General features: G+C 43.2%; 10 protein-coding genes. 4 read left to right on the top strand and 6 right to left on the bottom strand.

Annotated elements, in window-relative coordinates; genetic code table 11:
- The first annotated feature begins 162 nt into the window (after positions 1-162).
- Positions 163-303: a photosystem I protein PsaX gene (gene psaX / locus H6G97_RS06590; protein ID WP_190939874.1), complete on the top strand. Its 141-nt coding sequence runs from the start codon at positions 163-165 to the stop codon at positions 301-303.
- 21 nt (positions 304-324) lie between these two features.
- Here psaX and H6G97_RS06585 read toward each other — a convergent pair whose 3' ends face one another.
- Entirely contained in the window at positions 325-1,191 is an 867-nt protein-coding gene (locus tag H6G97_RS06585) for a branched-chain amino acid ABC transporter permease (RefSeq protein ID WP_190939873.1), read from the bottom strand.
- A gap of 202 nt (positions 1,192-1,393) precedes the next feature.
- Between H6G97_RS06585 and hrmK the strand changes: the two genes are divergently transcribed.
- Together hrmK and larE are read left to right on the top strand one after the other, a co-directional pair.
- Positions 1,394-3,253, top strand: coding sequence for a hybrid histidine kinase/response regulator HrmK (gene hrmK / locus H6G97_RS06580; protein WP_190939872.1), 1,860 nt, complete (start codon positions 1,394-1,396; stop codon positions 3,251-3,253).
- A gap of 120 nt (positions 3,254-3,373) precedes the next feature.
- Entirely contained in the window at positions 3,374-4,201 is an 828-nt protein-coding gene (larE, locus tag H6G97_RS06575; protein WP_190939927.1) for an ATP-dependent sacrificial sulfur transferase LarE, read from the top strand.
- Between the two features lie 31 nt (positions 4,202-4,232).
- On the opposite strand, the gene H6G97_RS06570 is transcribed toward larE, so the two are convergent.
- A complete protein-coding gene (locus tag H6G97_RS06570; protein WP_190939926.1) occupies positions 4,233-4,589 on the bottom strand; it encodes a DUF4864 domain-containing protein in 357 nt (118 codons plus the stop codon).
- A 63-nt stretch (positions 4,590-4,652) separates the two neighbouring features.
- On the bottom strand, positions 4,653-5,708 hold the full coding sequence (locus H6G97_RS06565; RefSeq protein ID WP_190939871.1) for an SGNH/GDSL hydrolase family protein: 1,056 nt from the start codon (positions 5,706-5,708) through the stop codon (positions 4,653-4,655).
- A 548-nt stretch (positions 5,709-6,256) separates the two neighbouring features.
- Between H6G97_RS06565 and H6G97_RS06560 the strand changes: the two genes are divergently transcribed.
- Positions 6,257-6,469 (top strand): hypothetical protein, encoded by a 213-nt coding sequence (locus tag H6G97_RS06560; protein ID WP_100899890.1) that lies wholly within the window; start codon positions 6,257-6,259, stop codon positions 6,467-6,469.
- A gap of 516 nt (positions 6,470-6,985) precedes the next feature.
- Here the strand turns inward: H6G97_RS06560 and H6G97_RS06555 are convergent.
- The 3 genes from H6G97_RS06555 to psaA all read right to left on the bottom strand — a co-directional run bounded on the left by H6G97_RS06555 (position 6,986) and on the right by psaA (position 12,219).
- Entirely contained in the window at positions 6,986-7,474 is a 489-nt protein-coding gene (locus H6G97_RS06555; RefSeq protein WP_190939870.1) for a hypothetical protein, read from the bottom strand.
- Positions 7,475-7,608: 134 nt separating this feature from the next.
- On the bottom strand, positions 7,609-9,840 hold the full coding sequence (gene psaB, locus H6G97_RS06550) for a photosystem I core protein PsaB (protein ID WP_190939869.1): 2,232 nt from the start codon (positions 9,838-9,840) through the stop codon (positions 7,609-7,611).
- A 120-nt stretch (positions 9,841-9,960) separates the two neighbouring features.
- Positions 9,961-12,219, bottom strand: coding sequence for a photosystem I core protein PsaA (psaA, locus tag H6G97_RS06545; RefSeq protein WP_190939868.1), 2,259 nt, complete (start codon positions 12,217-12,219; stop codon positions 9,961-9,963).
- Positions 12,220-12,526 lie beyond the last annotated feature (307 nt).

The raw sequence follows: 12,526 nt of genomic DNA, 5'->3' as shown, positions 1-12,526 counted from the left end.
TGAGCTTGTCGAAGTCTCCTCATTAACCCTTATCGCCAGAGGAGGCCTCACCTTCCCCACTCTCTAATTCTTAACTTCACACAAATATTCTTAAAGAATTTGAGTATTTGGTACGCCAGTTTGGTATTTCTTAAAAAGTCCTGACATTAGGAGAATTGCATTATGACTGCTAAAACAACGAAGAATTCGCCAGTTGCCGACAGCGGAGCTAAACCTCCCTACGCCTTTCGCACAGGCTGGGCACTGTTCTTGTTAGCTATCAATTTCGTGGTGGCAGCCTTCTATTTCCACATTATTGAGTAGTTAAAAGTGCAGTGGTGCTGCTCAAATCGTTCCTTTGAATAAACCTTTGGGACGAATGAGCAGCACCAAAATCATGATCAACAGTGCTACACCTTGTTTGTACTGTGAACCCAGCCAAGGAGTGCTGATTTCTTGAACGATGCCAATGATAAAAGCTGCTGCGATCGCACCGTAGGGATTGCCAATGCCACCAAGTATTACTGAGGCAAATAATGGTAAAATTAAAAACCATCCCATATTTGGACGCACGGCTGTAATTAACCCATACATACTGCCGCCCAGTGACGTAAGAGTGCCAGCAATTAGCCAAGTCCAGAAAATTACTCGGTCAACATCAATACCTGAAACCCTGGCTAAGTCCAGATCGTCAGCAACTGCTCGCATCGCCTTACCAATTTTGGTATTTTGCAGCAGGTAATGCAGCGCCAAAATTGCTAGCACCGCCAACCCTAATACCAATAATTGATTTTGCGGTATCTTTAAACCCAAAATATCTAAAGCCGGAGTAACAGGCAAATTATAATTTTGGTTCTTGCCACCCCAAATAAAAATAATCCCATTGCGGAGAAATAAGGCAAGCCCGATAGAAATAATAATCAGCGTAGTGGAAGTAGCACGGATAGAGCGCATCTTTGACCATAGTAACTTTTCCGATAACAGCATTGCTGCTACTGTTCCCACCGCCGCCAGGATCATCGACAACCAAATATTGACTCCAATCGTGTTTATCAGCCAGGTAAGATAGGCTCCTAGAGTTAAAAAGTCACCGTGAGCAAAGTTAGATAACCGTAAAATTCCGTAAGTAAGAGTCAGTCCGACTGCGGCTAGAGCAATAATGCTCCCTACCGCAATCCCATTAACGATTAGTTGGGCGAATTGTGTATCCATAAGCCTTAGGTTGCATTAAAAAATTTTAAATCAGTGATTTATATAATAATTTTTTATATAGCGGCTAAATTTGACATCATAAGTTATGGTTTATAACAACATAATTTATGGTTTATAAATAAAAAAGAATTGTCCGCTAATATACATAAAATCCTGTTCGGATTTTTATGTGAGCTAAACTTGTTCACCGGTCTAGTTGACCATGCAGCAGTATTCAAGCTTACCAGACCAGAACTCACTGATAGATGCAACGCCAAAACTTTTGACAACTATTGAGCAACTTCGCGCACATCTGTGGCTGGAGAGCGGCTTAAACCAGTTGCAAAGTCGCCTTAATGATTATCTGCTTTCTGCTTGCAACACTGTCCCACAGCCAGGAGCCGCACAAGCAGAAATTTTCCAAACCGTTCTTAACGAGATTAACAGTACTGTTAACGGAAGCAATCTGGCGCTCACAAATTTTGCTGTAGGCATCGCTTTGTTTCAACCACAAGAAACTTTTGCGACAGTTTGCTATGTTTCTCACTCTCCATCCCTAAATTCACAACCTTTACTTCTAGAAGTGCTGACAGCAGAAAAAAAGCTGCTGTTGAAATTGCAAGAGGTTATAGAACTTGAAGATTTGGAACACCTTGAAAATCAACAACCACCGAGCGCTTGGCGGTTGGCTGATGATTCTGGCAGCATTATGGGATGGCTACTTATCGCCGTAGCGCCCCTAAGCTCTGCTCATGAGTCACTCATAGAATCACAAGCTCAACTCACGCAATTTATGTCAAGGTCTGCTAATTACTGTACAACAGCCTTGCTACAACTCAAACACATTTTATCTTGGCAGCAACGGTATCAACTCTTAAGTAACTCTAATCAAGATTTGGAGCGCACTAATCAACTCAAAAATCAGTTTTTGGCAAACACCAGCCACGAAATTCGCACACCGCTTAGTTCTATTATTGGGTTTACCCATCTGCTTTTAGCTCCAGGGTTTGAGCCAACTAAAGAACGCCAGCAAGAGTATTTAAGTATCATTCAGTCTAGCGGTAAGCACTTGCTAGCTCTGATTAATGATATTTTGGATCTTTCTAAAATTGAAGCGAATCAACTAGAAGTACAGTGCGAATTAGTAGATGTACCACTACTATGTATGAATGTTTTGACACTGGTGAAAGAGAAAGCCGCTAATAAGGGTTTGAAACTGTGCTTAGAACTTGAACCCGATATTACAACTCTAGTCGCCGATCCCTTACGACTCAAGCAAATGCTGCTGAATTTAATCTTCAACGCTCTCAAGTTTACCAGTGAAGGAAGTGTTGGCTTACGGGTTGCTTGCAAAGGTATATTTGTGCATTTTACAGTTTGGGATACTGGCACTGGCATCTCCCCAGAAAACCAAGTTCAACTGTTTCAGCCCTATTTCCAAATTGCCAAGGCTGTAGCGGATGGTATTGAAGGTACTGGTTTGGGTTTAGCAGTGACTCAGAAACTCGCCCAAATTCATGGTGGTTCTGTAACAGTGGAATCTGAAGTAAATCATGGCTCCCGTTTTACCCTCGCTCTTCCTCTTAAGCAAGAGGTGGAAGTGGGAGGTGCAGGGGAAGCAGAGGAAGCAGCGGAAGCAGAGGGAGCAGGGGAAGCAGAATTTTCTTCATTTCCTTTGCCTTTCACACCTAGTTCGTCTGTAGAGATTTTGCTGGTAGAAAATGATTTACCCAATGCTGATTTGATGCAAATTTATTTACGTAAATTGGGATATCAGGTGACTTGGGTTAAGAAGGCTACTGAGATGTGGGAAGCTTTAACACAGTTAAACCCAGCGGTGATTTTAATGGATGTTTATTTGGCAGATGAAAATGGTCTAAACTTGGTACAACAACTGCGAGAACATCAGCAATATCGGACGATTCCGGTAATTGTTCAAACAGCAATGGCTATGAAAAGCGATCGCGAAACCTGTCTAGCTGCTGGAGTAAATGACTATATTTCTAAACCAATTGATTTACCACTTTTAGCCAGTCTGGTGGCTAAGTATAGTAAAGCACCAAAGTCGATTGGTGGGGAGTGAGGAGTAAGGGAGATGAGGCAGTAGGGAAGACAAGGAGAATAATAATGCCCAATGCCCAATAAGTAATGGCTACAATAGAAATTGTTTGGTGCTATAGGGTTTTGGCAGGATTGAGAAATGATGCTGACAGAAAAATTCGAGCAATTAACTGGCTTATTTAAAGAAATGGAGCAGGCGTTGATTGCCTACTCTGGGGGCGTTGATAGCACTTTGGTTGCCAAAATTGCTTATGATGTGTTGGGCGATCGCGCTTTAGCTGTCACTGCTGTTTCTCCTTCGCTGTTGCCAGAAGAGTTGGAAGACGCCAAAATTCAAGCTGCAACTATTGGGATTAGACATAAAATCGTCCAGACTCACGAGATGGAGAATCCCAATTACACTTCTAACCCTGTTAATCGCTGTTATTTTTGCAAAAGTGAGTTGCACGACACTCTCAAACCTTTGGCTTTGCAATTGGACTATCCATACGTAGTGGATGGGGTGAATGCCGATGATTTGCATGATTATCGCCCAGGAATTCAGGCGGCTAAAGAAAGAGGGGCGCGATCGCCTTTAGCAGAAGTGGGTGTCACCAAAGTAGAAGTTCGCCAACTTTCGCAACAACTCGGTTTACCTTGGTGGGATAAACCTGCTCAACCTTGCCTCAGTTCGCGGTTTCCTTATGGTGAAGAGATTACTGTGGCTAAGTTGCAACGAGTCGGTAGAGGAGAAATTTATCTACGAAAACTAGGTTGGCAGAATTTGCGTGTGCGATCGGAAGGGGATACAGCACGTATTGAATTACCACCAGAACAAATTAAAGACTTTGTATTGACTAACGATTTACAAACATTAGTTTCGGCATTTCAAGATTTTGGATTTATCTATGTAACCTTAGATTTAGAAGGTTATCGCAGTGGTAAGTTAAATCAGGTTTTGAGCAGGGAAGCCTTGAGCGTTAAGGTATAGGATTTTAGCTGTATAGAAATAAAGTTTATATTTATTTACCTTCTAGAGAAACTAGAAAGCAACCGTTAATCTTCCAGATATGATTAGGCTGTTTTTCCATCAAATATAAAGCCCTTAAGGGAATTCCATCAGGAGCAAGTAGCAGCACTGGTTGAGTTATGTTTCCCTGGATAGTTGTTATCTTCTCAAAAAAGACAGAACGAGGACGGTATACTGCTGGGTAGCTTGTCTTTACCATCTGCATAAAATTTTCTGGGGTTCTAAATTGCGCCTGAATTGCCGGACTAGCGAAGATAAAAGCGCCTTGGGCATCATCCTTTTTAAAAGCTGCTAATTGGTATTCAATTACGGAACGTATGTTGATGGAATCGGCATCAGTAATTTCCATAAATCTAAAAATAGCGTAGGCGCAGCCCGTCCTAGACATCGCTCCAAGTAACGGCACGATCGCTCACTTCTGGCGCTGAGTGAGCTTGTATTCTATCTGCTGTAGTGCCGATCGCCACACATCATATCCCTCTTGAGACAAGTGCAACCCATCTGTGGTTAACTCTGAGCGCAAATTGCCTTCCATATCGGTAAACCAGCTATAAATATTGAGATAATTAGCGCCTTCTTCTTTGGCAATCACGGTTAGTTGTATGTTGAGATGACGAATGCGGCTGTTAGAAAGTCTTGGTAAGCGAGTAGGCAAAATTGATTGGACAATAATTTGAGCTTGTGGGTGAGTCTGCCGTAAACGCCGGACAATCCGGCGATAATTACGCAAAATTGTTTCATCACTAGCGCCTTTTCGTAAGTCGTTAATCCCAGCCATGATGTAAATCACATTTGGCCGTGTTGCCGAAAATGCTCCCAATCTTTTTAAAACGCCACTGGAAGTATCTCCAGATATGCCTTGATTCAGCCACAATTTCCCAGTAGGCAGTTTTTCTCTGGGAAACCACATGCTTAAAGAATCACCAACTAAAATACTTAGATGATTTGCACCTTGACCTTGAGCGATCGCTCTGGCTTCTAAAGCTAGTAAACTTTTCCAGTCGTCATAAGTTAGTTGACGTTTTTTGATCGACTCCCACAATGATCGCAAATTATCACTATTTACGCGTGTATAAATCTGACCTGTTTTCAGAGCCGCCAATCTTTGATAATAAAGTTGATTGCCAGATGTCAGCAAGAGACCAGTTGCTTGGGCACTGGGGTTGGTTAATGACTCTGTGAGGGCTGGTAATGCCTGACTGCTGAATTCTGGTACGCTAAGGACGTTTTTCTCACTTACTGTTGACTGTGAACTTTTTAGGGGTTGGAACCCTTGGTCGCTGAGTTCTGGTAAGGAGAGATCAACGGTATTGATAATTTTTGTACTGATTATTGCCTGCGAACCCTGTTTTAAATCCCACAAAAATCTAGAATTTTCTGGCAGGACAATCGACAGATGTGGAAGAGCCGATGCTGGTATTGCTAATCCTGTTAACAAGCCTGCTGCCAACAGATAACGGTCCCTCATCGCTTTCTCTCTCCTCTACTCACTGCTTTTCCATATCACAGCATTAGTTATCTGTATTCAGGAAAATTTTACTTCGGTTAATCTATTATTCTTATTTAAACTGTATAGTTTTGTAAAGCCTCTTCACAAGATTATATTTGACAATTTACGATCTCTTTAAACTACGATTTCTCCAATGGTATAAAAATCTTGTTTGTGAAAATAGTTCTACTGAAACCACTGTTTTTATCAGTCAACTACTTTAAATGACACATTTAACTTTACTGCTATCACAATTTAACTTGTACCTTTAATGTGACAATTAAAGAATTAGTATAAATTTTAGAAGAATAGGCAAAAGTTCCACTGTTGAGAATATGGATATCATACGATGGTATGTACTCAATGAGCAAGCATTAAGTTTGCCATACTGAGAATTTGAAAACTCACTATACGCAATATAAAAATCATGTTTACTTATTGAAGTATGAGTTAAAGCACATTTAAATTAAGTTTTAACTCTAGAGAAGAACCTCATTGAAAGTGCTAAGATTTAGGCTAAATCATTAGTGTTTTCCTTTTATTCCGTGGCTAGAGCTAGTACAGCGATTGGTGTCAGTCCTATTATTAAAGAGATTGTGCAAAAACAGGCACATTCCACACGCTTGACCCTTAAAGAAGTTATTCTCATGGGGATGTTAGCTATTGACAAATTAGATGATCAAGGTCGTCAAGAGCTAGCGGATCAAGTTCATCAAATGCAGGTGAATGGAGAAATTTAAGTGAGTAATTATGAGTTAAGAATTATGAGTTATAAATTTTGACAGGTCTAAACTAGGCGGTTTCCAGTAGCTTAATAATAGACTTGAAATTATGTCAGTTTCAAAGCTTGAAGTATTAGTGTATTCAACTGCTGAAGTTGATTTGCTTCTAATTTACCTATTCTTCTAGGATTAGTCTACGCTTTGTGGTAGTTATTCGAGTCACCCTAACTTTAGAAGCAACCCGTAATCCAGTACTAGCAAAATAGAGCGTAGCTTTGTTCCACTCAAGTCTGTAAATGGAAATGGAATCAAGAAAACATTACCTTTTTGGAGAGACATTAGATGAGTTCTCCGTCGTCAAGTGAGTAGATATCTGGTTCATTTTCAAAAAAGTTAAAGGCTCCTCCTGTCTGGGCAAGTAGTATTAAATCACGATCTGAAGACTTTGATGAATCGAAAAATAGTTTTTCTTCTAATAGCGATCGCTCATCATCAGAGAGAGACAGGATAACTTGTGCAAGAGATTCTACGATTTTATCTTTCGTAGACTAAAGCATAGCCATAGCTAAAGTTATCATCAATTGGAGAACCATCTAATAATTTTCTTAAGTGAGTAAAAGGAAAAGGAGAGCTAAGGTTTCGACAGTTTGAAATTACATAGAGTGTTTTAACTTTTACTTTCCCAACTTCTTCCCATAAACCTTCTTCTTTAGTTGACTTTATACAGTATTGAAGTAAATCTTGTGCTGTTTGAAGATTTAATTCTGGATTCAATTCAACTTGTTCCAAGTTTCCTTCGTATCTAACTAGGTTAGAATCTCCCACGGTTGCAAAGTAAATTTTACGTTGACCGTGAGTTTTTATTGCTTTTTTAGCTGATGACCAAATTACAGATGAGCGGAAAGTAATTGGCTGTCTGGGATTCTGATTACTAATTTCAACTGCTTCATCAAGATGTTCAGAGTAATTTCGAGAAAAAATTGCACAATGTGAATTTTGTTTAACTTGAGTTTCTAATCTCATCTGATTGATATCTGTACATAAAGTATTTATGCTATAGAGTTCCCAAAAAAGTAGAAAAAGTAATCAAAAATGAAAAAATCCCCCACCTTGCGGCAGGGGATTTTTATTACTTACCTACAAAACTAGCAGCCTAATTAACCGAACTTGCCAGCAGTAGAAGCAATCAAGAATGCAGCGTAAGTCACGACGTAGCCAACAGTAAAGTGAGCTAGACCAACTACACGACCTTGAACGATGGACAGAGCCACGGGCTTGTCTTTCCAGCGAACTAGGTTAGCTAGAGGAGTGCGTTCGTGTGCCCAAACAAGGGTTTCAATCAACTCTTGCCAGTAACCTCTCCAAGAGATTAAGAACATGAAGCCAGTAGCCCAAACTAGGTGTCCAAACAAGAACATCCAAGCCCAGACAGACAAGTTATTCACGCCGTAGGGGTTGTAACCGTTAATCAACTGAGCAGAGTTAGCCCAGAGGTAATCGCGGAACCAGCCCATGAGATATGTAGAGTTCTCATTGAACTGAGCTACGTTGCCTTGCCAAATACCTAGATGTTTCCAATGCCAGTAGAACGTAACCCAACCAAGGGTATTCAGCATCCAGAATGTAGCGAGGTAGAAGGAATCCCATGCTGAGATGTCGCAAGTACCGCCACGACCGGGGCCGTCACAAGGGAAGGCATAGCCGAAGTCCTTTTTATCGGGCATCAGCTTAGAACCACGGGCATCCAAAGCACCTTTGACCAAGATCAAGGTGGTGGTGTGCAGACCTAAAGCGATCGCATGGTGTACCAAGAAGTCGCCAGGGCCAATTGTCAAGAACAGGGAGTTAGTACCAGCATTGATGGCATCTAACCAGCCTGGCAACCAGACGTTAGCGTAGTTGGGCCATGCTGTATTGGCAATACTATCTGGGTTAGACAACAAGGTGTTTAAGCCGTACAGTACTTTACCATGAGAAGCTTGGACGAACTGGGCAAACACTGGCTCAATCAAGATTTGCTTTTCAGGAGTACCGAAAGCAACAACTACGTCGTTGTGGACGTACAAGCTGAGGGTGTGGAAGCCTAAGAAAAGAGATACCCAGCTTAAGTGGGAGATAATCGCTTCTTTGTGCTTCAATACGCGCTCAAGGACGTTGCCTTTGTTTTGTTCAGGGTCGTAATCACGTACCCAGAATATAGCTCCGTGAGCAAAAGCACCAAGTATTAGGAAACCAGCAATGTATTGATGGTGCGTGTACAGCGATGCCTGAGTTGTGTAGTCCTTAGCAATAAATGCATAAGGAGGCATGGCGTACATGTGCTGTGCCACCAAAGAGGTGACGGTTCCCAGAGCAGCTAGGTGAATACCTAACTGGAAGTGCAGCGAGTTGTTATAGGTGTCGTACAACCCTTGGTGAGGCAGGTTGAACTGACCTTCACTCTTTGTACCAGGTACTAAACCGGATTTGGAGTTCAGCATTTCTTTGATGCTGTGACCAATTCCGAAGTTAGTCCGGTACTGGTGACCGGCAATTATAAAGATAACTGCGATCGCTAAGTGGTGATGAGCTATATCAGTCAGCCACAGAGCTTCTGTCTGGGGATGGAAACCACCCAAGAAAGTCAGAATTGCAGTCCCTGCACCTTGAGATGTGCTGAATATATGCCCAGGAGTGTCAGGGTTTTGAGCGTAAACGCCCCAGTTGCCTGTAAAGAATGGTGTCAAACCTGCTGGGTGGGGTGGGGTGGATAGGAAGTTATCCCAACCTACGTGCTGTCCGCGAGCTTCGGGGATAGCAACGTGAATTAAGTGACCTGCCCAAGCCAAAGAACTAACACCAAACAAACCTGCTAAGTGGTGGTTTAGGCGGGGTTCAGCACTCTTAAACCATGCCAAGCTAGGACGGTACTTGGGTTGCAAGTGCAGCCAGCCAGCAAACAAGAACACTGCTGCCAACAACAACAGACCAACTGAACCAGTGTACAGTTCACTGTTTGTCCGCATACCGATGGTGTACCACCAGTGGTAAACACCAGAGTAAGCAATATTTACCGGATTGCTAGCGCCAGCTTGGGTAAAAGCTTCGATCGCTGGTTTACCAAAGTGGGGGTCCCAAATCGCATGGGCGATGGGACGAATATGAAGGGGATCTTTAATCCACTGTTCAAAGTTACCTTGCCAGGCTACGTGGAACAGGAGGCTGGATGCCCACAGGAAGATGATTGCCAAGTGACCGAAGTGAGTTGCGAAAATCTTTTGGTAAAGATTTTCTTCCGTCATGCCATCATGGGTTTCAAAATCGTTGCCTGTAGCGATCGCATACCATATCCGACGAGTCGTCGGGTCCTGTGCGAGATCCTGGCTAAATTTCGGAAATTTCGTCGCCATAGGTTTAATTAATCCTCTGACCTTTAGCCATCAAGTATCAGCGTCTAGAGTCCTGAGTTCTGAGTCCTGAGTTCTGAGTTTTGCCTCAGCACTCAGTACTCAGCACTCAATAACTGATTGCTACCCTACTGAAAGGATGTGTGCATGGAAGAACGCCCAAGTTGTGGCAATTCCTCCTAAGAGGTAGTGAGCTACCCCTACAGCCCGACCCTGAATAATGCTCAGAGCGCGAGGCTGAATTGCTGGTGCTACCTTCAGTTTGTTATGCGCCCAAACAATGGACTCAATCAGTTCTTGCCAGTAGCCGCGACCACTGAACAGGAACATCAAGCTGAATGCCCAAACAAAGTGAGCGCCTAAGAACATGAGTCCATAAGCAGATAGCGCACTGCCGTATGAATTGATGACTTGCGTAGCTTGTGCCCACAAGAAGTCTCGCAACCAACCGTTGATGGTGATGGCGCTTTGGGCAAAGTTACCACCGGTGATGTGAGTCACAGCACCATCTGCATCTACGGTTCCCCACACATCTGATTGCATCTTCCAGCTGAAGTGGAAAATTGCAATAGATATTGTGTTGTACATCCAGAAAAGTCCGAGGAATACGTGATCCCAACCAGACACTTGACACGTACCACCACGACCAGGACCGTCGCAGGGGAAGCGGAAGCCTAGGTTTGCTTTGTCTGGAATCAGACGAGAGCTACGGGCAAACAGTACACCTTTGAGCAGAATTAGGACAGTAACGTGGATTTGGAATGCGTGAATATGGTGGATTAAGAAATCCGCCGTACCCAAAGCAATAGGCATCATCGCCACCTTACCGCCTACAGCCAAAATTCCACCGCCGAAAGCATAGCTAACGGGTTCTAGCGCGTTGGGGGCAGTACCACCAGGAGCTAGGGTGTGGATGTTTTGTACCCACTGGGCAAACACTGGCTGCAATTGAATTGCAGTATCAGAGAACATATCTTGGGGACGCCCCAAGGCACGCATTGTATCGTTGTGGATGTAAAGTCCAAAGCTATGGAAGCCGAGGAAGATACACACCCAGTTAAGGTGAGAAATAATCGCATCTCGGTGACGAAGCACCCGATCCAGTAAGTTGTTTTGGTTCACAACTGGATCGTAATCCCGCACCATGAATATGGCAGCGTGAGCCGCACCGCCAACTATACAGAATGCACCAATCCACATGTGGTGGGTGAAAATGCACAACTGTGTAGCATAATCAGTTGCCAAATATGGATAAGGGGGCATCGCGTACATGTGATGCGCGACGATGATGGTCAGCGAACCCAAGAAGGCTAGGTTAGTAGCCAACTGAGCGTGCCAGGATGAGGTCAGGTTTTCGTAGAGACCTTTGTGACCTTCACCGGTGAAAGGACCTTTATGGTTTTCCAGGATCTCTTTAATGCTGTGACCAATACCCCAGTTGGTACGGTACTGGTGACCAGCAATAATAAAGATAACTGCGATCGCTAAGTGGTGATGAGCAATGTCAGTCATCCACAAGCCGCCTGTTACTGGGTTTAGACCGCCCTTGAAGGTCAGGAAGTCAGCATACTGACCCCAGTTCAAGGTGAAGAAAGGTGCTAAACCAGCAGCAAAGCTGGGATACAGCTCGGTCAACAAGTCTTTGTTCAAGATGAACTCGTGGGGCAAGGGTATGTCTTTGAGAGCAACGCCTGCATCCAAAAGCTTGTTAGTCGGTGCGGATACGTGGATTATGTGACCTGCCCATCCCAAGGAACCACAACCTAGCAAGATTTGCAAGTGGTGATTCAGCATTGATTCCACATTCTGGAACCATTCCAGCTTGGGAGCGCGTTTGTGGTAATGGAACCAGCCAGCAAATAGTAATAAGCCTGCTAATACCAAGCCACCGATCGCAGTAACGTAAAGCTGGAAGGAGTTTGTGATACCCCAGCCACGCCATACTTGGAACAAACCGGAGGTGATTTGAATACCGTGGAAACCACCGCCAACATCACCGTTTAAAATATCTTGTCCAACAATGGGCCAAACGACTTGGGCACTAGGTCTAACGTTCAACGGATCGCTTAACCAAGCTTCGTAGTTAGAAAACTTCGCGCCGTGGAAAATCATCCCGCTCAACCAAACCATCACTACGGCTAAGTGGCCGAAGTGGGCTGAGAATATCTTGCGGGAAATGTCTTCTAAATCGCTTGTATGTGTATCAAAATCATGGGCGAGTGCGTGCAGGTTCCAAATCCATGTGGTGGTTTTGGGACCTCTGGCTAAGGTTCTGTCAAAGTGTCCAGGTTGCGCCCATCTCTCGAATGAGGTTGGAACTGGGTCATTATCGACGATTACTCTTGCCTTTTTTTCCTCTCGCTCCGGAGGACTTATTGTCATTCGACCTCCTCTCTTGATAAGGAATGAGGAATCATGAATACCACAAAATTAACCATTACCGCAAATTCCAGAATTTTACTGAAGCCGCGATGAAGACCGATGTGGATTGTTGTTTCTCGTTGAATTATAGAGTCTCCAGTCGTACATTGTTGGAGATAGTTGGAGATATTTTAACAATAATTCAAACTTGCTGGAATTCCTGCCTTATCTGCCTTTTAACTTCAAATTTTTTTTCCAAAAGTCAATAGATCATCTATTTAATTTACAAAGAATAACAATTCGTAAAATTTATGATTTGGCTGTATGT

Origin of the sequence: Nostoc flagelliforme FACHB-838, assembly GCF_014698065.1 — a bacterium.
Lineage (GTDB): Bacteria > Cyanobacteriota > Cyanobacteriia > Cyanobacteriales > Nostocaceae > Nostoc > Nostoc flagelliforme_B.
Note: the sequence above shows the minus strand (reverse complement) of the source record. Positions and strands in the feature narration are given on the sequence as shown.

Bases quoted from the DNA above. Each gene is read 5' to 3' on its own strand.
- psaX (WP_190939874.1), top strand. From the start codon at position 163: ATGACTGCTAAAACAACGAAGAATTCGCCAGTTGCCGACAGCGGAGCT.
- H6G97_RS06585 (WP_190939873.1), bottom strand. From the start codon at position 1,191: ATGGATACACAATTCGCCCAACTAATCGTTAATGGGATTGCGGTAGGG.
- hrmK (WP_190939872.1), top strand. From the start codon at position 1,394: ATGCAGCAGTATTCAAGCTTACCAGACCAGAACTCACTGATAGATGCA.
- larE (WP_190939927.1), top strand. From the start codon at position 3,374: ATGCTGACAGAAAAATTCGAGCAATTAACTGGCTTATTTAAAGAAATG.
- H6G97_RS06570 (WP_190939926.1), bottom strand. From the start codon at position 4,589: ATGGAAATTACTGATGCCGATTCCATCAACATACGTTCCGTAATTGAA.
- H6G97_RS06565 (WP_190939871.1), bottom strand. From the start codon at position 5,708: ATGAGGGACCGTTATCTGTTGGCAGCAGGCTTGTTAACAGGATTAGCA.
- H6G97_RS06555 (WP_190939870.1), bottom strand. From the start codon at position 7,474: ATGAGATTAGAAACTCAAGTTAAACAAAATTCACATTGTGCAATTTTT.
- psaB (WP_190939869.1), bottom strand. From the start codon at position 9,840: ATGGCGACGAAATTTCCGAAATTTAGCCAGGATCTCGCACAGGACCCG.
- psaA (WP_190939868.1), bottom strand. From the start codon at position 12,219: ATGACAATAAGTCCTCCGGAGCGAGAGGAAAAAAAGGCAAGAGTAATC.